The organism is Bacillus sp. JJ1532, assembly GCF_036965085.1.
GTDB lineage: Bacteria > Bacillota > Bacilli > Bacillales > Cytobacillaceae > Cytobacillus.
Window position 1 is genome coordinate 21,705 of the sequence record NZ_JBALOW010000016.1, and the last position, 22,526, is coordinate 44,230.

A 22,526-nucleotide genomic window follows, 5' to 3' on the forward strand; every position below is an offset into this window, starting at 1 on the left:
GAATCTAATAATCCCGCTTCTTTTCTCATTAAGATTTTGCTAGCATATCTCCGCCAGCAGCTGACTCTGTTACTTCGCGAATCGCAGCACGATCGTATGTAAGACGGCTACCATCACCACATTTAATGACTACTTTTCCTTCATCAATAGCATCGACAAAGCCATGTAGACCCCCGATTGTAACAATCTTATCTCCCTTTTTCAGGCCGCCCTGCATTGTTTGAACCGCCTTTTGGCGCTTCTGCTGCGGACGAATAAGCAAGAAATAAAATAGAACAAACATTAACAATAGTGGTCCAATTGTACCTAACATTTCCATTTACTTTCCCTCCTTCCATATAAAAAGATTTTCCTCAAAAAGTCAGGGTTTGTCCATCTTTTTGAATATGCAAATTAGAAATTTTTCGCATTAGGCTTATTAAAACCGTATTTTTCGAAAAACTCTTCTCTAAAGTCACCAAGTCGGTCTTCTCTGATCGCTTGTCTGACCCCTTCCATCAATTTTAGCAGAAAATATAGATTATGGTAAGTCGTAAGTCGAATTCCGAAAGTTTCATCACAACGAATTAAATGCCGGATATAGGCACGGCTGTAATTTCGGCAAGTATAGCAATCACAATGCTCATCAATTGGACCAAAATCTCTGGCATATTTTGCATTCTTTACAACTAATCGGCCTTCGCTTGTCATTAAAGTACCATTTCTTGCGATTCTAGTCGGCAACACGCAATCAAACATGTCTACGCCGCGAATGGCTCCATCAATTAATGAGTCAGGTGATCCAACCCCCATTAAGTATCTTGGTTTATCAGATGGGAGTAATGGAGTTGTAAATTCAAGCACACGGTTCATAATATCTTTTGGTTCACCTACTGATAATCCACCGATAGCATAGCCAGGGAAATCAAGTGAAACTAAGTCCTTTGCACTTTGTTTCCGTAATTCTTCATATTCGCCACCTTGAACAATACCGAAAAGACCTTGGTCACTTGGCCTTTTATGCGCCTGTAAACAGCGCTCAGCCCACCTGGAAGTTCGTTCCACTGACTTCTTCATATATTCGAAAGTAGCCGGGAATGGCGGACATTCATCAAAAGCCATCATAATATCGGAGCCCAACGAGTTTTGAATCTCCATCGCTTTTTCCGGTGATAAAAAGAGCTTATCTCCATTTAAGTGATTGCGAAAATGGACCCCTTCCTCTTCAATCTTACGGAATTCGCTTAAGCTAAATACTTGGAAGCCTCCCGAGTCGGTTAAGATGGCACGGTCCCAGTTCATAAATTTATGCAGACCGCCCGCTTCCTCAACGATCTCCTGCCCCGGGCGTAGCCATAGGTGGTATGTATTACTTAGGATAATACCTGCTCCCATTTCCTTTAAATCTTCAGGGGACATTGTCTTGACGGTTGCAAGCGTACCGACAGGCATGAACACAGGGGTTTCAAAGGAGCCATGCGGCGTATGAACTCGTCCAAGACGAGCACCCGTTTGTTTACATGTTTTAATTAATTCATAGCGAATTGCTGTCAATTCAGTTTTCTCCTTCCATGATTAAACCATTTTTTCAGTTAAACTTTTTCATAAAATTAGCATGGCATCCCCAAAGCTGAAGAATCGATATTTTTCCTCCACCGCTTTATGATAGGCATGCAATATATTTTCCCTGCCAGCTAGAGCACTAACTAGCATGATAAGCGTGGATTTAGGCAAATGAAAGTTTGTGATCATCCCATCAATACCTTTAAATTCATAGCCAGGATAAATAAATATATCTGTCCAGCCGCTTGCCTCTTCATACCGGCCATCATGTTTAGAAGCAATTGTTTCTAGTGTTCTTGTAGAGGTTGTCCCGACCGTAATAATTCTGCCGCCGCTTTCACGAACCTTATTTAAAAGATTAGCCGTCCCCTCTGTTACTTGATAAAACTCTGCATGCATATCATGCTCATCAATTTCCTCTACACTAACAGGCCTGAATGTACCAAGACCAACATGGAGAGTAATAAAAGCAATATGTACACCGATTTTTTTTATTTCCTCTAACAATTCCTCTGTAAAATGGAGTCCTGCCGTAGGTGCAGCTGCAGAGCCTCTTTCACGGGCAAAAACAGTCTGATACCGTTCTCGATCCTCTAATTGCTCCTTTATGTATGGCGGAAGAGGCATCTCCCCTAATTGATCGAGCACCTCATAAAAAATGCCTTCATAATGAAATTCAAGGGTTCTTCCTCCATGATCTGAGCTTCCAACACAAACAGCGGAAAGCAGTCCATTTCCAAATTCAATCCTTGTCCCCTCTTTTATTCGTTTCGCTGGCTTTACAAGCGTTTCCCATACATCCCCATCCTGCTGTTTCAATAGGAGCACCTCAATTTTTGCACCGGTGCCTTCTTTTTCACCTAAAAGTCTTGCTGGCAGCACCTTTGTATCATTTAAGACAAGGCAGTCCCCAGCTTTTAGGTAATCTTTTAAATGTTTGAATGTATCATGTGTGATTGCACCTGTCGTTTTATCAAGCACCATTAATCTGCTGCTAGTCCTCTCGGTAAGAGGAGTCTGTGCAATAAGTTCCTCAGGTAAATGAAAATCAAATAAGTCTACTTTCATGCTGACACCAACTTTAATATTATTCTGCTTTTCTCCATTCATACAAAAAGGATGGATTAATCTTCAGGCACCTCTATTTGTAAATGCCTGTATACCAAATCTGTCACGATCCGTCCTCGCGGTGTCCGCTGTAGAAACCCGATTTGCAATAAGTATGGTTCATAAACATCTTCGATAGTAAGTGATTCCTCACCGATTGTTGCGGCAATGGTTTCTAAACCGACAGGGCCTCCACGGAACTTTTCAATGATCCCTCTTAATAATTTATGGTCAATATGATCAAGACCTAAACGGTCAACTTGAAGAAGCTCCAAGGCTTCATTTGCTTGGGCCTCATCAATTATGCCGTTCCCTTTAACTTGGGCAAAATCTCTCACTCTTCTTAACAGCCTATTGGCAATTCGCGGAGTCCCTCTGGACCTTCTAGCAATTTCGGCTGCGGCCAAAGGCTCAATCTCTGTATCTAATACTTCCGCTGTCCTAGTCACAATCTCCTGAAGCTGGAATTCATTATAGTATTCCAATCTGCTAAGTACTCCGAAGCGATCCCGTAAAGGCGCTGATAAAGAACCTGCCCTTGTTGTAGCTCCCACTAGAGTAAATGGGGGGAGATCTAGCCTAACGGATCTCGCACTAGGGCCCTTTCCAATGACAATATCTAGACAGAAGTCTTCCATTGCTGGATATAAAACTTCTTCAATTGTCCTCGGCAAGCGGTGAATTTCGTCAATAAACAACACATCCCCAGGCTCTAGTGCTGTAAGAATGGCTGCAAGATCTCCTGGCCTCTCTATAGCAGGTCCAGCTGTCGTGCGGATATTCACACCCATTTCATTAGCAATAATGGCTGCCAAGGTCGTTTTCCCAAGGCCAGGCGGACCGTAAAGTAAAACATGGTCAAGGGTTTCATGTCGGAGCTTAGCCGCTTTAATAAATATCTCCAAGTTTTCCTTTACCTTATCCTGACCGATATATTGTTTTAAATTCTGGGGACGTAAGCTTTGTTCAAATGAGAGATCCTGCAGATCAGCCTCACTAGATATTATACGTTCTTCCATATCATCACCACAATTTCACTTAGTAATAACTAAGCCATTATTTTAACAGCCTTTGCAGCGCTTTTTTTATGTACTGGTCTGTTGTTAATTTTTCTTTTTTTAATGCCGGAGATATTTTGTTAATCTCCTTTTCCGAATATCCAAGTGCCTTTAATGCAAGGATTGCCTCCTCAAACTCTTGGCTATGCTCGTTCATTTGAGGATGTAATTTATCCTGTGAAAATAAATCTGGAAAAAAGTCCGGTACAATATTTTGCAATTTCCCTTTAAGATCCAGGATCATTTGTCTCGCTGTTTTTTTACCGACTCCCGGGAATTTCACAAGGAATGCTTCATCCTCATTTTCAATCGCCTGAACCACTTGTTCCGGTTCCCCTGATGCCAGAATGGCCAATGCCCCCTTCGGTCCAATTCCAGTAACATCTAATAGTTTAATAAACAGCGTTTTCTCTTCTCTCGAATGAAAACCGTATAAGGCTATGACATCCTGTCTCACATGGTGGTAAGTGAATACCTTAGCCTCTTGTCCTAAATCCTTTGAAAAGCTAAATGGATTTGGAGTAGAGATTTGGTAGCCTATACCGTTATTCTCGATGACAACAAATTCGGGCCCAATATAGTCAACCCGCCCTTTAATAAATTCATACAATGCCTTTTCGCTCCTCTATTTTGCTGTACATCATTGTATCATACTTTACATATATTCGTAGAAAAAATAGCAGTAAAAAACCAAGGCTGAGTATGTAAATAATCATCACAAAAAAACAGTGACAGCCACTGTAATTGTAGTAGCTGTCACTGTTTTTTAATTCGCTTGTTTATCTACTTTGGAGTAAGACTTAAATGTCTCCAGCACTTCAACAAACTGTTCCTTTGTTTTTATTGGGATTCCTTCTTTTAATTCCTCACACTTTTTACTTTCAAGCCGGCCTAAGTCAATCTGAAAAAAGGACTGGATTATATTTGACTTATGCGGCCTTCCGTTAAAGATCGTTAAAACCCCTTTATCTGTAATGCCAAAATAACCGTTCGCTTTCAGTAATGGGGATATGTCATCCATATATTTACGGAAGATCATTTTCTCTTCTTCCATATCTATAAGCTGCCATTCATCATATTTCGCCCAAAATTCTTCCATGGACCAGATTGTTTCCGTAAGAAGTTCCTGGCTTAACTCTCCATCCATATACATACGCTCTAAAACGACCGTTATATGCAGTGGTTCCTCAAAAGTTGTAACCTTGTTATTCCCCATATTCCCCTGTGAAGCATTTCCCTCTGCTAATCCATTGATAGGGGAAAACTGAATCAAAAGTAGAATAGCAAAGCAAAGGGCTATGGACCATTTGGTTCTCATTATTGATCACCTCGTTATTGAATACGGTGCTTTTAAATTTTGTTTCATATCATTAACTATTGTGACCATATTTTTCTTCCTTATCCGGTTATATTTTACAAATTAATTAATAAACAGTGAATCATTCAAAAAAGTAATTGAGCAAATAACAAAATATTTAAACTATGATTAGCATGAAAGAAGTTCTATAATGAGGAAAAGTTATATTTACTTAGGGGGATCATGTATTTTGTTAAGCCGAGAAATTCCTTTGAGGGAAAAAAGCATAGTTATTATTGGATTTATGGGAGTTGGCAAAACAACTATAGGAAATTTGGTTGCTGAAAAGCTAGGCCGTAAATTTATTGATACAGATGTTGAAATAGAAAAAGAATTTCAAATGCCCATATCCCAAGTTTTTAGTCAGCTAGGTGAGAAGCAGTTTAGGGAGAAGGAAAAAGCACTCATTATTAAATTGAGCCAAGAAAAATCTCATATTTTATCTCTTGGCGGAGGAGCTTTTCTTCAGAAAGAAATTAGAGAGGCCTGTTTAGCGAATTGTATTGTTATTTATATTCACTTGCCTTGGGAAAGCTGGAAGGAAAGAATTCCTTTAATTATTGATAGCCGTCCTGTGCTGCAAGGAAAATCTTTGAATGAAATTCAAGAGCTTTTTCAGATAAGACAGGAAATTTATTCTCATCACCATCACAAGTTTGAAACAGAAAATCTAGAAGCGGAGGAAGTTTCCGACCAGATTGTAAAAACATTACTCTTGAACAAGCAAATAACAGTTAAGAATATTGTAATTGGCGATGGGCCTCCGAAAATATGTGTCCCTATTATTGGGGAGACAATAAGTCAAATAAAGGAAGAGGCAACGTATTTAAAAACAATTGATGCAGATTTAGTAGAATGGCGGGCCGACTTTTTCGAGAATGTTGAGGATATTGACCAAGTTAAAATGGCTTTGGGAATGATCCACAAGGAATTATCTTCCACGCCTATTATTTTCACTTTTAGAAGTGCAAGGGAAGGCGGCGAAAAAGACATCAGCCTTGCCTATTATACGGAATTAAATAAAGCAGTTATCAATACAGGTTTAGTGGATATTGTGGATGTAGAATTATTTAGTGATGAGGTTATTATTAGAGAGGTTGTAAATACCGCACACACCAATCATGTTTTTGTCATCATTTCCAATCACGACTTTGAAAAAACGCCTCCAAAAGATGAAATAATTAGACGTCTCCGTAAGGCGCAAGAGCTTGGCGGCGATCTTCCCAAAATTGCTGTCATGCCTACAACTGCATCAGATGTCTTAACACTATTAGAAGCCACACTTACAATGTATGATCATTATGCTGATCGCCCGATTATTACGATGTCGATGGCAGAAAAAGGGGTAATAAGCCGTTTATCAGGAGGAATTTTTGGTTCAAGCATAACATTCGGTTCTGCGAAAAAAGTATCTGCACCAGGACAAATAGCTGCTACAGAGCTACGCAGAGTATTAACCATTCTCCACAAATAAGTAAAGTTAGGAGCAAAGCATAACTTTGCTCCTTATGTTTCTGTACTTGTTGCAGCGTTTTATCAAAAACCTGTCCAAATCCGTTAAATTTACCGTTTTTTCAGCGAATTAAAGATGTTTTGAGTGTCTAAATTAATCTGATCCCTTGGGCCGCCTTCCCGCAAGTCATTATCAATCACCTTTATACGATTAAAGGTCGATGAATCTGTGACAATATGGGCAGTTTTTCCATTTAAGTAAGGACTAACTGCTTGTTGGATTTTTGTGATCGTTTCTTGTTTTCGATCATTATCAGCAAGATTGACAGCGATTAGGACATCATTTCCATTTACAAGTGATTCAACGTCCCTCACATTATTTACACGGGCAGCCTGATTAATTTGATTGATGAAATTTCCATCGTAGCCTTCATAATAAGAGGATCGCGGCTTACGTTCATTAAAGCCTAGATGCCCATGGTAATTGGCATCATTCCGGCTGAAACCGTCATTTTGCAGTCGCTGGTAATTTCGGTCCCCATTATTAATCGTATTATCCATCATTTCAGTAACGGGTCCATCATTATCCACTCCATCAAGAATACGGGCATTCCCTCCGCCATTTCGCTGATTATCACTTGAATAATAGCCTATAGGCTGAACATTTTTATTGTTTCGGTCTTGGACAGCTGTTTCATTATCATTTAGCCCGCATCCAGCTAATCCTATCGACATAATTGCTGCAACTGGCAGTGCAAATAGCTTTTTATTCAAGCGAAATACCCCCTCGCAAAGTAAAAGCATGAGCTAATGCTCATTAATAGGGTGGCAGGTTAGACTCGCTTTCATTCTGCCTAGTTACGACCAAATAACACTCATTCAACCTTATTTTGCAATTCCTTGAAAAAATCTTGTCTCTGCTTAAATTGTCCAACTGTTATATGCAGCAATTGCTGAATTTTTTCTTGCTGTAAATGCGACCGTTCTCTTATAGAACGATTCCATTCCCTGAAAATGTCGGTTGGATACCCGAGCCCGTATAAAAACCCCTTTTCAAGCATAAACGGGTGTATGATCTTAATACCTTCCAGCTCCTTAAATGACCATTGTAAGTTAGGCAATATCCTATTGGCATATTGGAGATAGTCAGAATGTGGTAGTCCTATACTAATTAAATCAAAGTCAATCAGATGTAATTCATCGTTGTTTGCTCGCAAAAAATTATGATGGGCGACATCGCCATGCAGAATAACCTTTTTCCCGCTTTGAAAAAAGTTATCTTCTGCCTGAATCCCTTTTAAAGACCAGTTTGCCCAAACGAGTAACTCATTAATTATTTCTTTTTGCACATAATATTTAATGATCGGCAGATTATTAAAAAATATCGTTAATCTTTCATTCCATTTGGCAAATTGATTAAATTGGGGGAGTCCCTGTTCAAATTGTTTTGCCATATTTTCTGTTGCTGAGTGAAAATCGTTTAATAAGTATAAACCTTCCTGCTGATCTTGCTGGTGATGAAATGTAAATGAATGATCTGAAGGCTGTATATATTCCAGACAACCATAAAAGCTGCCTTCAAACTGTAATGGCGGATACTTTGCCAATTGATAAAAAGAATATGTTTTTAAAAATCCTTTTTCCTTCAAAGACGTTACAAAGTCTTCCTGCTGCTTTAGTCGTGAAAAAGTCGAAAATCCCTTTAATATAAAATCCTCGTCAGTCGCCTTAACATAAAAAACCTTTTTTCTAATTGGTTTAATTTCTTCAATTGTAATCGTTAGCTGATTTTGTAAATAGGAGAAGAGACGATTAAGAAATAAATCGTCTCCTCCGTGATTAATCTTCATATTCATCGCTTTCTTCAAAGCTTCGCGGCATCTCCAAAGCCTGACCTCCCAATGGCCCTGGTCCATATGGACTCATATATGGGTTCATGCCCCCAGTCATAGGGTAACCCATTTGCGGATTGCCATATTGCTGTCCATATGGAGCACGGTACATTGGAGCTACTCCCATGTCATACATTCCAGGTGCTCCAAAGCCTGGATTATACGCTCCCTGAAACATTTGTGGGGCTCCGCTGCCACAGCCGCAATCTTCTTTTACTCCTTGCATTGGCATAACTTGTGTTGGCATTAATGGCATTTGGCTTTGGGATGGCAATATTGGCATCTGGGTTTGAGTTGGCATTATTGGCATCTGGGTTTGAGTTGGCATTATCGGCATCTGACTTTGAGTTGGCATTAAAGGCATCTGAGCCATACCAGGTGATTCCTCCATCACCCCTTGTACTTGAGGCATTACACCCATTTGCGGATATCCATACGGCATTTGTTCGTATAGCATTGGTCCGCAAAAACCGGACCCAGGCATGACTGGTGATATCGGAATCATTGGTGGCAGGAAAGGAGGACATGGCGCCTGTGGATATCCATAGGCTGGCTGCATCGCTGGTGCCGTATATGTTGGCTGAAGCGGCAATTGATGCTGCCCCATCTCTTGAACACCCATTACAGGTGCTGGCATCTGTGCTCCTGGTACTTGAGTAAAGGCTGGATTCGTATATGGCATTTGATGCATCGGCATGAATGAGGATGATTCCTCAAAACCATGGCTTTCGACACCTGCTAATCCGTAATGCGGCATTTGATGCATCGGCATTGCTTGTGCCTGATACATAGGCATAGTTGCTGCCCCCTGAACTTGCGGGTAGCCCATAGTTTGTGGATATCCTCCAGGAAATCCAGTTCCAGGCATGACTGGAGAAACAGGATAAAAACTGTGTGGTTGGTATGGATACATTGGCTGATAAAACCCTCCTTGTTTTATATGATCACTTTCAATTGATTCAGGGCTTACATGGGCAATTGGTTTAACTTGTGGAAGGATGTTTACTGGTTTTGGCGGGAGCTGTGGTGCCTGCTGCTGAGCCGCTAAATTAGGCATAATGGGCTTTGGCATTTTTGGAGCGTATGGTTTCACTGGCATTTCTTCTAGTGGCGACACCATTTTTGGCAATTGCTTCGGCAATTCCATTTGTGGTGATACCATTTTTGGCAATTGCTTTGGTATTTCCATCTGTGGTGATACCATTTTCGGCAATTGCTTTGGTGTTTCCATCTGTGGTGATACCATTTTCGGCAATTGCTTTGGCGCTTCCACCTGCGGCGATACCATTTTCGGCAATTGCTTTGGTGCTTCTACCTGTGGTGATACCATTTTTGGCAATTGCTTTGGTACTTCTACTTGTGGTGCTTCTTTTATCGGTATTTGTTTTGGTGCTTCAACTACAGGCAATGTAATTGGTTTTTCTTTTGCAAAAGGGTGTTCTGCAATAGGCATTTCCTTTTTAGCACCCATACTGACTTTTGTTTCCGGTATGCCTCCAATTGGAGCTTCTTTTTTTATGGATCCACCTGATCCAGGAACTTTTATTTTCATACCGGGCATAATCATATCAGGATTGCTGAGCTGTGTATTTAATTTTTTCAGCTCTTCAAAATTCACGCCGTACTTTTTGGCGATCTTCCAAAGAGTATCCCCTTTTTGTACGATATGGATCTTCACTCTGATTTCCCTCCTAGTCAAATGTCCATATAGTGTATGTCAAAGTGGGCAAATTGCTAACAATCTACACAAAAACTTATGCACTTATTATTAATAATATGATTAGAGACCCATTTTACAACGAATTTAATTAATTTTTTTCTTAGAATTTTGTTAAATTTTCCTGTCGGATGACTTTTAAAAAAAGAAAACCCCCGAATTGGAGGTTTATGATTGGATTAGCATTCTGTCTAATGCAAGCTTTGCATTTGAAGCAATTGCTTTATCTACTTTTATTAGGTTATGCTCTTCACCTTGTTCAATTGTCTCTAGACACCATACTAGATGAGGCAAATCAATACGATTCATAGTCAAGCAAGGACACATATGTGGATTTAGCGAGATAATTTGTTTATCCGGATGCTGCTTTATTATTCGGTTGACAAGATTCATCTCTGTCCCAATTGCCCAGGATGAACCTTTTTCAGCTTTATTAATCGCGTCAACAATATAATTGGTCGATCCTGCCATATCTGATAGAGCCACTACTTCTCTTGAACATTCAGGATGGACGATAATTTTCATATCTGGATAGGTCCTACGAGCATCTTCAATATTTGCGACTGTGAAATTCTCATGGACGGAGCAATGCCCCTTCCAAAGAATAACCTTGATATTCTCAATCGGGCCATCATACTCGAGCGTATCATTGATTGGATTCCACACAGCCATTTCCTCAAGATCTATTCCTAAATTATAGGCCGTATTTCTGCCTAAATGCTGGTCAGGCAAAAATAAGATTCTGGATTTTTGTTCAAATGCCCATTGAACCATTTTCTCTGCATTCGAGGAGGTGACAGTTGCACCGCCATGCTCACCTACAAACGACTTAATAGCAGCTGTTGAATTCACATACGTTAATGGTATGATCGTTTCTCCAAAAAGGGCAATTAACTTCTCCCATGCTCTTTCTGTTTGGTAAATATCCGCCATATCCGCCATCGAGCACCCTGCGCGCATATCTGGCAGGTACACCTTTTGATTTTCTGTAGTCAAAATATCAGCGGTTTCTGCCATAAAATGAACTCCACAAAAAACAATATGCTCTGCCTCTTTATTATCCTCAGATAATTGAGCCAGCTTCAAGGAATCACCGGTTGCATCAGCAAATTGAATGACCTCGTCTTTTTGATAATGGTGACCCGGAATAAATAATTTTTTTCCAAGCTTATTTTTAATGGATTTTACTTGATTCTCTAGTTCTTCTGTTGTCATTTTTCGATATTTATCTGGAAGAACATTTGACCCCTTTTCAAGCGTTTGAAATATATTCATCCCTTAATCCCCTTTGCGGTATTTATCTAATAGTAGTTGTTTTAACTATCTTTTATTGATTTACTCTCCAACCTTTACTTTTACACTAATATCTAATGACTTAGCAGAATGGGTTAAAAAGCCGAGAGAGATATAATCAACACCTGAATCACTGTAGCTGGCAATGTTATCAAGCGTAATCCCGCCAGAGGCTTCTGTAACTATTCCTACAGGCACGTATGGAATCCATTCCTTAATTTCTTCAGGCTGTCTATTATCGAACATGATGACGTCTGTTTTTGCTGAAGCCGCCTCCATAACTTGTGCTTTTGTTTCGGTCTCTACCTCAATCTTAACCATATGACCAATATAAGAACGAACGGCTGAAACTGCCTTTTCGATCGAGCCAGCGAAGGAAATATGATTGTCTTTAATCATCACCGCATCATAAAGCCCATAACGGTGATTAAACCCTCCTCCACAGCGTACAGCGTATTTTTCCAGCATTCTTAGACCTGGGGTTGTTTTTCTCGTATCACAAATTTTCGTATGTGAACTATTTAATACAGAGACCGCTTTGTTGGTAATGGTGGCAATGCCGCTCATTCGCTGAATAAGATTAAGAATGACTCTTTCACCTTTTAATAAATTGGCGACAGTTCCTTCTGCTGTTGCTAAAACTTGCCCATTCTCAATGGATTCCCCATCTTTTACCTTCATTTCAACTTTAATCTCGCTGTCCAGAATGGAAAAACCAGTCCGAATAACATCCTCCCCGCAGAAAACTCCATTATCCTTAGCAATAAAAACGATTTCCCCTTTTTCTTCTCTTCCGAAAATAAGCTCACCCGTAATATCCCGGTCACCAATATCCTCCAAAAAAAATTGCTCAAGTTGCAATCGCAGCTTCAATTTGTTCATGCTTATCATCCTTTTCTGTTTTTCTGCAATGTATAATTTGCTTTCGCAGCCAATCCCGATCATTTTCACATGGGTAATCCTGTCTGAAATGTCCGCCACGGCTTTCAGTCCTTTTTAAAGCTGAATCTGTTACAAGCCATGCAGTTATAAGCATGAATACCATCTCAATTTCTTCAATAGATAATTCAGCAAAATTGGCGTTCAAATATTTATTGATGTGAAAGCTTTCAAGCCATTCCTTCTGCCTCGAGAGGCCATTTTTCGTGCGTATGATGCCGACATTCTCCATCATTGATTTTTGGATGATAAAGGGAGAAGGGAGTAGTTTGGCTATACTCATTCGAATTTCTGACTGTTCAATTGATTTCAAGTTAACTGAATGCCTTATTGGAGATGTATTGATCCATTCGGCGAGTTTTTTTCCAATGAATAATCCTTCCAGTAAGGAATTACTTGCAAGTCTGTTTGCCCCGTGGATGCCTGTACAGGCTGCCTCCCCAATTGCATATAGCCCTTCTAAACTGCTCCGTCCTAATAAATCCGTTTTGATGCCGCCCATTAAGAAGTGACTGCCTGGAGCTACAGGAAGAAGCCCTTCCTTTATGTTAATCCCATGTTGCTCACATAAAGCAGTTATCGTTGGAAATCGTTCTTCAAATCCCTGTACAGAAGAAATATCCAGAAAAATGGGCTCTCCATTTTCGAGATAATGGTAAATAGTTTGAGAAACAATATGTCTTGGCGCTAAATCACCTAAAGGATGAATGCTGTTCATAATCGAATTGCCTCCCTTTGTTATAAGGCGTCCTCCTTCACCACGAACTGCTTCTGAAATTAATCCAACCGCTTTTCCGTTAATATGAAGCAATGTTGGATGGAACTGGATAAATTCCATATCAGTGATTTCGGCACCCGCCTTATAAGCAAGAGAAATTCCATCTCCGGTAACTGTGGCAGCATTCGATGTATAAGCAAATAGCTGTCCACAGCCTCCCGTTGCTAAAACAATATGTTCAGCAAAAAAGGTTTCTGTTCTTCCGTCGGGATATTTTCCTTTGACGCCGATACATCTTTCCCCAGGCTCATCTATTAATAAGTCAAATACGAAAATATTCTCCATAATGGTTATATTTTGATTTACATTTGCAGTCATAAATTGAATGAGATTTCTCCCGGTGGCATCCCCTCCACTGTGGACAATGCGATGATCACTATGTGCTCCTTCCATTCCAAGAGAGAGTTCCCCATCCGATCCTTTATCAAATGAACAGCCTTCAGCTATTAAGCTATTTATTAATGCTGGACCTTCCTGCGTTAATTTCTCCACCGCTACAGGATCATTATGAAATCTTCCCGCTTCCAACGTATCCTGATAATGCTTATTTGGATGATCCTTTTTTCCAATGGCCGCGGCTACACCTCCTTGAGCGAAAAATGAGTTACTATTATACACATTAGACTTTGTGAGAATAATCACATTCAAGTCACAGCGAAGACTCTTTGCTAATTGCAAAGCCGATATCCCGCTGCCAATTATGATGACATTGGCCTTATTCATATTTACCTCCTGACTTCACAGTTGTCTTGACACTTATATTTACATAGATTTAAACTTATGACAAGAGTTATTATAGATTTGTCATAAGAATTGCAGCTCTATCATTTATAACTTTAGATCTTTTGAGAATTAGAGAATATAACTATGGAGTGATACTGGGATGAAATACTTTGATTATGCTGCAACCTGCCCTCTTGATGAGGAAGCAGCTGAGACATTTATAAAGGCGGCAACCCAATATTATGGAAATGCACAAAGCCTGCATGATAAAGGGAGTGAAGCCAGCAGCTTATTAGAACATTGCCGAAGTGAATGGGCCAGCTTACTTCATGTTCAGAAGGAAGGAATCTATTTTATAAGCGGGGGCTCTGAAGGTAATTCCCTTGCTATTCATGCACTATTAACAGCCTCGAAAAAAAAGGGCAAGCATATCATAACAAGCATGGCAGAGCATTCGTCCGTTCATAGTACGTTAGACAAATTAATTGACGAGCATCATTTTGAAGTAACGGCACTTCCACTAAATTCTAAGGGATTAATTGATTTAGTCGACCTAAGATCAGCAATCAGGGAGGATACCGTGCAAATAACCATTCAGCATGGAAATTCTGAAATTGGCACCTTGCAGCCTCTTGAAGAAATTAGTATGCTCTGCAAAAAGAATCAAATTCTGTTTCATAGTGATTGTGTACACACATTTAGTAAAACGGATTTTAGAAAAATTGCATTATTGGTCGATAGTCTCTCTATTTCTGGACATAAATTTTTTGGACCTAAGGGAACAGGAGTTGTTTATATCGATCCCCATTTACATTGGATGCCTTATTATCCAAAAACATCTCATGAAAGAGGCTTCAGGCCAGGTACTGTCAATGTCCCGGGTATTGCTGCTATGACTATTGCTGCCCAAAAGGCTTATAAGAATCTGGACAATCACACAAATCATTATCATCATCTACGGGAGATTTTTTTACATGCCCTTGAACCTATAAATGGTCAGTATATTATTTACGGCTCTGATCACAATCAACAGCTCCCATCAACGATTGGGATGCGAATAAGGGGCATTGAAGGGCAATTTGTGATGCTTGAGTGTAATCGCATGGGCTTTGCTGTTTCAACAGGCAGTGCTTGCCAGGTAGGCTTACAAACGATATCTAAAACGATGAATGCTATGGGAATAACAGGGAAGGATGCGAAAGAGTTTATTAGAATTTCCTTTGGCTGGGATACAACAGAAGCAGACACAGAAGCATTAGGGAAAGCTCTTGTAAGAATAACTCAAGAATGGTTTCCGGATTAAGCAAATTTAATTTTACTGAACAAATATGTTAAAATGTATCATTATCGTCATATAAAGGGAGTTTTCGAAAAATGAAGGATCAGAAAAAGGTACTCGGTGAGGAAAGAAGAGAACTGCTGCTCGAGTTATTGAAGAAAAATGGTGAACCGATAACAGGGAATGAGCTTGCAACGAGAACGAACGTAAGCAGGCAAGTCATTGTTGGTGATATTACCTTGCTTAAAGCAAGAGGAGAGCCTATCCTTGCTACAAGCCAAGGATATATTTACTTAACCCAAGCTTCCATCTCCACATCTTTTGAACGAACCGTTGCAAGTTCCCACACTCCCGAAAGAACAGAAGAAGAGCTGAATTTACTTGTGGACCATGGAGTTACCGTCAAGGACGTGCGAATTGAACATCCCGTTTACGGGGATTTAATTGCTTCGGTTATGGTTTCAAATCGAAAAGAAGTCAAGCAATTTATTGAAAAAATCAAAGCAACAAAGGCAGCCTACCTATCAGAGCTAACAGAAGGCATTCACCTCCACACCCTCCAAGCTGCCTCTGAACAAAAACTGGATGAAGCAGTCAATGCATTGAAACAAGCTAATTTTATCGTGGAATAGGAGAAAAAAACATATAATGATTTTGCGGATAAGCAAGTATACTAATTGGTGACTAGACATACGGAATTGGCCCTGCTGATTTTTAACCAGTAAGGATTAACAACTTTTGTTATTTTGATTATCTGAGCTTGGCGGACACCAGTTCCGTTATATGCGAAAAAATAGGGCATTTCCTTATGTTTGTGGACATAGGTTCCGCTAATTTTGTAAAAAAGCAGTAATTTACTTATGTTATTTGTAAATAACGTACCTAGAGTCCGCTTAGCTCTTAAATTATGGTCATTTAATAAAAATAGCGGACTCATTGTCCGCTTAAGATTAATATTATAAAAAAATGAACGCTTAAAGTGATTTTGAGCGTTCATTTTTTTGTTGTTATTGGGAATTTTCCCCCAACATTATCGAACCAATTTACAATGCCGTAATTACTCATATATGTTGAACTCGGCTTTTTTCCATTCCGAGCTGAAAGTATGGATAACTTCCTAAAATTTTCACCTTACAATCTAATGCTTCAAGTTCGGCGACTGCACCTGGAATGAGAACATCATCCTGCTTCATATCAACATCAATTATAAAGAAGTAATTTCCAAGTCCTGTTTTCATTGGCCTTGATTCAATTTTAGAAAGATTTAATTTTCTCCAAGCAAAGGCGGACAGGACTTGATGAAGAGCTCCGGAACGATCAGATGGCAAAGTAATCATGACGGTCGTTTTGTAGCCCTTAAATGATGTTTTCTCTTCCCGTAAAGAGACCTCGTTCTTCGATAGAACTATAAAACGTGTATGATTATAGCTGACATCGTGAATATCCTCACGTACGATTTCAAGACCATATTCCTTTGCCGCGAGCTCGTTGGCAATGGCACCCGCTTTAATGTCTGGATGCTCCTTTACAAATTGAGCTGCAGCAGCAGTCGATGTTGTTTTTTCAGATGGCGTCCCCTTAAGCTCCTTATGCAAAAATTTATGGCATTGAGCTAAAGCGTGAGAATGACTGTAAACAACACCAACTTCCTTCCAATGATCTTTATTTGCTGGATGAACCATAAAATGCTGCCTAATCGGACAAGTTATTTCCCCAACAATTGGAAGATCCACTTCATGAACTAAATAATCAAGCGTAATATTAACTGATCCCTCAAGTGCATTCTCTAGTGGCACTACAGCTACTTCAATTTCATCCTCTATTAAAGCGTCAAAACAATCAGGAATTGTTAAATAGGGCACAGCCTGTTCTTCGGGAAACATTTCCCGTACAGCGATATCAGTAAATGTTGCTTTCGGACCTAAATAACCTACTTTCACGAAAAATCTCTCCCTTTAATTACAAGCATTCTTTCATACTAATACTTTACCACTTTACACGAAGAATGTAAGTAATCAATTTTGATTGTTTTGATAAACTGCCCGTAAAAGAAAAAATCAGGGCCGGAATAGGTACAAAGATTATGCACCTGAGCCGAGCACCTCAACTTTTTCAACAAACTCCAGCTTTCTCAAATTTGCAAGCAGTTCTTCAATTTCAATAGCCATCGCAGTAATATTTAAGGAAAGGGTGACGTTTGCCCTCCCCATTAAAGGGATCGTTTGGTGAATTGTCATGACATTGCACCCAGAAGAGGCAACCACTGCAAGCAGATGAGATAAAGTACCTGAACGATCTTCCAGATAGAAAAATAAAGTAATTAATCTTTCTTTGACTACCGTATGGAAAGGAAAGACAGTATCCCTGTATTTATAAAAGGCACTCCTGCTCAAATCTACCTTTTGCACGGCATCCCAAACGGATTCTGCCTTCCCTCTCTCAATCATTTCTTTAGCATCTAACGTTTTTTTCATAGCCTCCGGAAGAACATCTTCCCGAACGAGATAAAATTTCTTATCGAATTTCTCCTGTCTCATACCTACACTCCATTAAGCCATCCTGAGATTATTCTATAAACTCAAATTCATAATCAAGAAGCTTTACTGTATCCCCGTCCTTTGCCCCTTTTTCACGGAGAGCTTCATCGACACCCATTCCACGGAGCTGTCTTGCAAAACGGCGGACAGATTCATCCCTAGAAAAGTCAGTCATCTTAAAGAGCTTCTCAATCGCGTCTCCTGAAACAATAAATGTACCAGCTGAATCCCTTGTAATAACGAATTCTGATTCTTCAGCTTCATGTTTATAGACTACGCGATGAACACCTGTCTCGACCTCATCATGAAGCGGGAATTCAGGTGTTTTTTCAATTTTGTCAGCAATGGCAAATACTAAATCTCTTAACCCTTGTCTTGTAATCGCCGATATTGGAAAAATTGGATAATCCTCTTCAATTTGCTCTTTGAACTTTTGAAGATTTTCCTCCGCTCCAGGCATTTCCATTTTATTTGCAACAATAATTTGAGGTCTTTCCGTTAATCGTAAATTATATTCTCGTAATTCTTTATTAATGGTTAAGTAGTCTTCATATGGATCTCTGCCCTCTGTTGCCGCCATGTCAATGACGTGAACGATAACCCGGGTACGTTCAATATGTCTTAGGAACTGATGGCCAAGACCAACTCCAGAATGTGCCCCCTCAATTAATCCTGGCAGGTCTGCTAGGACAAAGCTGCGCCCGTCTTCGGTTTCAACCATACCTAGATTTGGAGCAATAGTCGTAAAATGGTATTCTGCAATTTTCGGTCTTGCCGAAGAAACAACAGATAATAGCGTTGATTTGCCTACGCTTGGAAAACCAACAAGCCCAGCGTCCGCCAAAAGCTTTAATTCAAGAATGACTTCTCTCTCGATTCCCGGCTCTCCATGCTCTGATAATTCTGGTGCTGGATTAGATGGAGTAGCAAATCTAGAGTTTCCTCTTCCACCTCGGCCACCTCTTGCAATAACAGCTTTTTGGCCATGCTCAGTAAGGTCAGCAATGATCTCATTTGTTTCTACATCTGTAACAACTGTTCCAGGGGGAACCTTAACAATCATATCTTTAGCATTTTTGCCATGCTGGTTTTTGGACATGCCATGCTCCCCGCGGGTAGCTTTAAAATGGCGCTGATAACGGAAATCCATTAGTGTACGCAGACCTTCGTTCACTTCAAAAACGACATCTGCGCCATTACCGCCATCTCCGCCCGCAGGTCCTCCCTTAGGAACATATTTTTCACGGCGGAAGGCAACCATGCCATTTCCTCCGTCTCCGCCTTTAACATAAATTTTTACCTGATCGACAAACATATTATTCCTCCCGTCTTAGCTGTTCCCATTTCATAGAACAGCAAGAACTGTATGTTTTCATTATGTACTATGATGATGGATTATTTTCTAGGGGAAACTAAAAAATCAAATGATAATTCTTGTTCAGTCCAGCTTTGAATAACAATTTCTGGATATGTTGATCCTTTTATCTCCAAAAATTGCTCTAGCTGCATCTTATTTATTATTATCCCTCTAAAATCAAAAAAGAAACGGGTTCCATCCATTTGCGGCTCAATTGTAACAGATAAATGATTCTCATAAAACGGCTTAATAGATGAATCCAAATAATCGAAAAAAGATCTAGTCCAATTTGTAAGCCAATCATCATCCAATAAACCGTTCACTGAACTTTCCATTACATCATATTCAATTTGAAACGAATGATTTTCCCAATTATATGTAAGAAGCAAGGAGGCGAATTGAGGAATATTCAAGTTAGACAGCTTAGCTTCAGCTTGGGCTTCAACAACAATTTCATTAATAATTTCTTTAGCCCGGTCAATTTTATTTAATGCCAGATTTCCTTTTATTAGTTGGATTTTGTTTAACCAGTCGTGGCGTGCGTAACGCAGCACCTCGATTACATCCCAATCAGTCTTCATACATGCACTCCTACACATGAAATCAAATTCGCCTTGGCGTATTTGCGCCCAGATTACCTGAGCTCGCTCGATAAATTCCTCTGAAAAATCTGAGGCATCCGCCAGAGGCTTAACTTTATTCAGCCTTTTTTTAGCTCGACTTAATTGAATAGCTATTTTGCATTCATCTAACAGCCTATAGTAATGGATGAAAATGGCTGAATAAAGTTAAGTGTCACTTGCTGTTAGTATATCAAAAAACCAAGCTAACGTAAGCAAAATATACATGATTCAAACCAAAAAGAAAACTCTAACCATTTAGGCTAGAGTTTTCCTAAGCATTCCTTATGCTTCTTGAGCTACAGGATATACGCTTACTTGCTTACGATCACGGCCAAGGCGCTCGAATTTAACAACACCATCCACTTTCGCGAAAAGTGTATCATCTCCACCTTTACCAACGTTTACACCTGGGTAAATTCTAGTACCGCGTTGACGGTAAAGAATAGAACCACCAGTTACGAACTGACCATCAGCACGCTTAGCACCTAGACGCTTCGCGATAGAATCACGGCCGTTCTTCGTTGAACCTACTCCCTTTTTAGAAGCAAATAACTGAAGATCTAATTTTAGTAACATTTATTCCACCTCCTGCTTTTTGAAGGTCATTTTTATATGCTGCCCGTATTGCTCTTCGATCGTCTGCAATGAAACAACCATTCCTTCTAAAAGAAGTTGAATTTTCTCGTTTGTTTCTTCCGGCAAATTGTCCGGAATTGCACAGCGGAGAAAACCATCCTCCTTTTGCTCAATATCGGGTGTAATGCCGATTAAAGCATGCACCGCGTTAATGGCGCCAATCGATACGGCTGATACGCCTGCACAGACAATATCATTCCCTCTTTCAGCAAAAAAGGCATGGCCGCTTATTTCAAATGACTGAATCATACCGGACTCTTTTCGATTCACCGTAACTTGAATCATGTTAATCGCCTTAAGCGTTGATCTTTTCAATCACAACTTTAGTGTATGGCTGACGATGACCTTGCTTTTTGCGATAGTTTTTCTTCGCTTTGTACTTGAAAACAATAATTTTCTTCGCACGGCCTTGCTTTTCAACTTTAGCTGTAACAGTAGCTCCTTCAACAACAGGGCTTCCTACTTTTACATTGTCTCCGCCAACGAAAAGAACTTTATCAAAAGTTACTGTTTCGCCTGCTTCTGCGTTTAGCTTTTCGATGTAGATAGCTTGACCTTCTTCTACACGTACTTGCTTGCCACCAGTTTCAATAATCGCGTACATGAACTGCACCTCCTCTTAGACTAAGACTCGCCATCATCAGGCGTCTTACATTACTTGAAAGTAATGCAAAAGCTTATAACCTGTTCTGAGCGGTTGTAGCACGGGTGCGCTACAAACATAACATGAAAATCCTATCATAAATTGCCCCGAAATGTCAATTGGATTCTAGCTTTTTTCTTAAATCAGCTGAAGTTCCATATTGCCGAATCTCATAACTTGGTTTTAAAGAATCACTGCCGCTAAAAATAATCTCTAGACCGAGCAATTCCTCCATTCTTTCCTTGTGGACATTTTTCTCTCCAGAGAAGGTCCTTTGAACATCTTGTGTAGCTTCTATGAAGACGGCCTCATAGTCCCCGCCTTTATGCTCCCATAGCTCTCTTTCTAAGCGAAAAGCGATTGACTCTGGACTTAATACACGACCTGCCCCTTCACAGCTTGGGCACTTCATCGTCAAGGATTCTAATAGGGCAGGCTTAGTCTTCTTCCGCGTTAATTGCAGGATTCCGAGCGGTGTAAAGCCTATTACTTTTGTCCGTCTCTCATCCTTCCTAAGCTCACCCTCTAACAAGCTAATAATATGCTGCCGATCCTTTTCCTTCTTCATATCAATGAAATCGATTAAGATCATACCGCCAATATCGCGAAGGTGAATTTGTCTAGCGGCCTCAACTGCTGCCCATTCATTTGTCTTTAATATCGTATCCGAAAGGTCTTGTATACCCGAGTATTTCCCTGTATTCACATCAATGACCGTTAATGCCTCCGCCTCGTCAAAAATTAGATAGGCACCATTTTCCAGCCATACAATTCTCTTTAACGCTTTTTCAATTTCATGTTCAAGTCTATAAGCAGAAAAAATGTTTTCTTTTCCACTATATAGCTGAATGGAGCATTGAAATTTCTTCTGAAGCTCAACCTTAAAAGCGGAATCATCCACAATAATTTCATTTATTTCTAATCTTTCTATCTCCTCAGAAATTTCATCAATCAATGAATTTCGCTCCAGCACACATCCTGGCTTTCTTACAACACTAGCCGTTTGAAGGATCTCCTTATATTTAAGCCGATGCTGTTCAAGCTCGGCTATTAACATTTCTTTTTGTGTGCCTTTTGAAGATGTTCGAAAAATAAGACCCTCTTCTGGCTCCTTCATTTCATGGCCAAGCTCCCGCAGCTTTTCTCTTTCTTGGCTATCTTCAATTTTTTTGGATACGGCGACATAACGTCCACGAGGCATGTAAATTAAATGATTTCCTTGCAGCTCAATGATACCAGAGAGACGCGGTCCCTTTGTTCCTGCTGCATCCTTTTCTACTTGAACAAGCAGCCTTTCGCCTTGATGAGCATAGGAAGAAACACTTTTAGCTCCATCTTCCTCTGCCTGTACAAAAGATGCCATTTTATCCCGATGTAGGTACCCGCTCTTTTCCTCGCCAATATCCACAAAGGCGGCATTCATTCCGGGTAGCACTTTTTCAACTATTCCTAAATAAATTTTGCTTATAGCTGACTGTTGCTTCGGCTGTTGAATAAATAGCTTTTCCACCACATTATTTTTTACTAAAGCAAACCGTTTTTCCCTAGTTAAATGATTAATAATCAATGTATACAAAATAGTTCCTCACTTTA

Annotated in this window: 23 protein-coding genes, 1 pseudogene and 1 other annotated feature; of the genes and pseudogenes, 4 read left to right on the forward strand and 20 right to left on the reverse strand. The window is 39.9% G+C overall.

Features of this window, described 5'->3' with window-relative positions:
- Positions 1-28 precede the first annotated feature (28 nt).
- From yajC to V7122_RS07115, 6 genes are all read right to left on the reverse strand, one after another.
- Complete coding sequence (gene yajC, locus V7122_RS07090; RefSeq protein ID WP_335345545.1) at positions 29-319, reverse strand: preprotein translocase subunit YajC; 291 nt, start codon at positions 317-319, stop codon at positions 29-31.
- A gap of 74 nt (positions 320-393) precedes the next feature.
- Entirely contained in the window at positions 394-1,533 is a 1,140-nt protein-coding gene (gene tgt, locus V7122_RS07095; RefSeq protein WP_335345546.1) for a tRNA guanosine(34) transglycosylase Tgt, read from the reverse strand.
- A 48-nt stretch (positions 1,534-1,581) separates the two neighbouring features.
- The gene (queA, locus tag V7122_RS07100) at positions 1,582-2,610 is read right to left on the reverse strand and encodes a tRNA preQ1(34) S-adenosylmethionine ribosyltransferase-isomerase QueA (protein WP_335345547.1); all 1,029 of its coding nucleotides are present in this window, start codon (positions 2,608-2,610) and stop codon (positions 1,582-1,584) included.
- A 56-nt stretch (positions 2,611-2,666) separates the two neighbouring features.
- A complete protein-coding gene (ruvB, locus tag V7122_RS07105; protein WP_335345548.1) occupies positions 2,667-3,668 on the reverse strand; it encodes a Holliday junction branch migration DNA helicase RuvB in 1,002 nt (333 codons plus the stop codon).
- 37 nt (positions 3,669-3,705) lie between these two features.
- Positions 3,706-4,317, reverse strand: coding sequence for a Holliday junction branch migration protein RuvA (gene ruvA, locus V7122_RS07110; protein WP_335345549.1), 612 nt, complete (start codon positions 4,315-4,317; stop codon positions 3,706-3,708).
- 156 nt (positions 4,318-4,473) lie between these two features.
- Complete coding sequence (locus tag V7122_RS07115) at positions 4,474-5,025, reverse strand: intercompartmental signaling factor BofC (protein WP_335526148.1); 552 nt, start codon at positions 5,023-5,025, stop codon at positions 4,474-4,476.
- A 283-nt stretch (positions 5,026-5,308) separates the two neighbouring features.
- On the opposite strand from V7122_RS07115, the pseudogene V7122_RS07120 reads away from it, so the two are divergent.
- Together V7122_RS07120 and aroD are read left to right on the forward strand one after the other, a co-directional pair.
- Positions 5,309-5,764: pseudogene (locus V7122_RS07120) on the forward strand (shikimate kinase); the annotation flags it as partial.
- A 15-nt stretch (positions 5,765-5,779) separates the two neighbouring features.
- On the forward strand, positions 5,780-6,538 hold the full coding sequence (gene aroD / locus V7122_RS07125; RefSeq protein ID WP_335526305.1) for a type I 3-dehydroquinate dehydratase: 759 nt from the start codon (positions 5,780-5,782) through the stop codon (positions 6,536-6,538).
- Positions 6,539-6,627: 89 nt separating this feature from the next.
- Here the strand turns inward: aroD and V7122_RS07130 are convergent, their stop codons facing one another.
- From V7122_RS07130 to nadB, 6 genes are all read right to left on the reverse strand, one after another.
- Positions 6,628-7,290 carry a YhcN/YlaJ family sporulation lipoprotein gene (locus V7122_RS07130; protein ID WP_335353764.1) on the reverse strand — a complete coding sequence of 221 codons (663 nt, stop codon included), beginning with the start codon at positions 7,288-7,290 and terminating at the stop codon, positions 6,628-6,630.
- A gap of 101 nt (positions 7,291-7,391) precedes the next feature.
- Positions 7,392-8,384, reverse strand: a complete 993-nt coding sequence (locus tag V7122_RS07135; RefSeq protein WP_335526149.1) for a phosphotransferase — start codon at positions 8,382-8,384, stop codon at positions 7,392-7,394.
- On the reverse strand, positions 8,356-10,086 hold the full coding sequence (safA, locus tag V7122_RS07140) for a SafA/ExsA family spore coat assembly protein (RefSeq protein ID WP_335526150.1): 1,731 nt from the start codon (positions 10,084-10,086) through the stop codon (positions 8,356-8,358). The genes V7122_RS07135 and safA overlap by 29 nt, the downstream gene beginning before the upstream one ends.
- A 207-nt stretch (positions 10,087-10,293) precedes the next feature.
- On the reverse strand, positions 10,294-11,400 hold the full coding sequence (gene nadA, locus V7122_RS07145; RefSeq protein WP_335345554.1) for a quinolinate synthase NadA: 1,107 nt from the start codon (positions 11,398-11,400) through the stop codon (positions 10,294-10,296).
- Positions 11,401-11,460: 60 nt separating this feature from the next.
- Entirely contained in the window at positions 11,461-12,300 is an 840-nt protein-coding gene (gene nadC / locus V7122_RS07150) for a carboxylating nicotinate-nucleotide diphosphorylase (RefSeq protein ID WP_335345555.1), read from the reverse strand.
- Positions 12,269-13,858, reverse strand: coding sequence for an L-aspartate oxidase (nadB, locus tag V7122_RS07155; RefSeq protein ID WP_335345556.1), 1,590 nt, complete (start codon positions 13,856-13,858; stop codon positions 12,269-12,271). The genes nadC and nadB overlap by 32 nt, the downstream gene beginning before the upstream one ends.
- Positions 13,859-14,018: 160 nt before the next feature.
- On the opposite strand from nadB, the gene V7122_RS07160 reads away from it, so the two are divergent.
- Both V7122_RS07160 and V7122_RS07165 read left to right on the forward strand, forming a co-directional pair.
- Positions 14,019-15,161 carry an IscS subfamily cysteine desulfurase gene (locus V7122_RS07160; RefSeq protein WP_335486313.1) on the forward strand — a complete coding sequence of 381 codons (1,143 nt, stop codon included), beginning with the start codon at positions 14,019-14,021 and terminating at the stop codon, positions 15,159-15,161.
- Positions 15,162-15,232: 71 nt separating this feature from the next.
- The gene (locus V7122_RS07165; RefSeq protein WP_335526151.1) at positions 15,233-15,769 is read left to right on the forward strand and encodes a transcription repressor NadR; all 537 of its coding nucleotides are present in this window, start codon (positions 15,233-15,235) and stop codon (positions 15,767-15,769) included.
- A gap of 429 nt (positions 15,770-16,198) precedes the next feature.
- Here the strand turns inward: V7122_RS07165 and pheA are convergent, their stop codons facing one another.
- The 8 genes from pheA to V7122_RS07205 form a co-directional block, all read right to left on the reverse strand.
- Complete coding sequence (pheA, locus tag V7122_RS07170; RefSeq protein WP_335526152.1) at positions 16,199-17,077, reverse strand: prephenate dehydratase; 879 nt, start codon at positions 17,075-17,077, stop codon at positions 16,199-16,201.
- A 141-nt stretch (positions 17,078-17,218) separates the two neighbouring features.
- Entirely contained in the window at positions 17,219-17,674 is a 456-nt protein-coding gene (locus tag V7122_RS07175; protein WP_066292905.1) for an ACT domain-containing protein, read from the reverse strand.
- A gap of 28 nt (positions 17,675-17,702) precedes the next feature.
- Positions 17,703-18,989: a GTPase ObgE gene (obgE, locus tag V7122_RS07180; protein WP_335486306.1), complete on the reverse strand. Its 1,287-nt coding sequence runs from the start codon at positions 18,987-18,989 to the stop codon at positions 17,703-17,705.
- 80 nt (positions 18,990-19,069) lie between these two features.
- Positions 19,070-19,612, reverse strand: coding sequence for a sporulation initiation phosphotransferase B (locus V7122_RS07185; RefSeq protein WP_335347766.1), 543 nt, complete (start codon positions 19,610-19,612; stop codon positions 19,070-19,072).
- A gap of 324 nt (positions 19,613-19,936) precedes the next feature.
- On the reverse strand, positions 19,937-20,230 hold the full coding sequence (gene rpmA / locus V7122_RS07190; protein WP_066292897.1) for a 50S ribosomal protein L27: 294 nt from the start codon (positions 20,228-20,230) through the stop codon (positions 19,937-19,939).
- Positions 20,231-20,575 (reverse strand): ribosomal-processing cysteine protease Prp, encoded by a 345-nt coding sequence (locus V7122_RS07195; RefSeq protein WP_335347765.1) that lies wholly within the window; start codon positions 20,573-20,575, stop codon positions 20,231-20,233.
- Between the two features lie 10 nt (positions 20,576-20,585).
- On the reverse strand, positions 20,586-20,894 hold the full coding sequence (gene rplU / locus V7122_RS07200) for a 50S ribosomal protein L21 (RefSeq protein ID WP_066292891.1): 309 nt from the start codon (positions 20,892-20,894) through the stop codon (positions 20,586-20,588).
- A 13-nt stretch (positions 20,895-20,907) separates the two neighbouring features.
- Positions 20,908-20,999 (reverse strand) — a sequence feature (ribosomal protein L21 leader region).
- A 49-nt stretch (positions 21,000-21,048) separates the two neighbouring features.
- Complete coding sequence (locus tag V7122_RS07205) at positions 21,049-22,509, reverse strand: Rne/Rng family ribonuclease (protein WP_335526153.1); 1,461 nt, start codon at positions 22,507-22,509, stop codon at positions 21,049-21,051.
- Between the last annotated feature and the right edge of the window lie 17 nt (positions 22,510-22,526).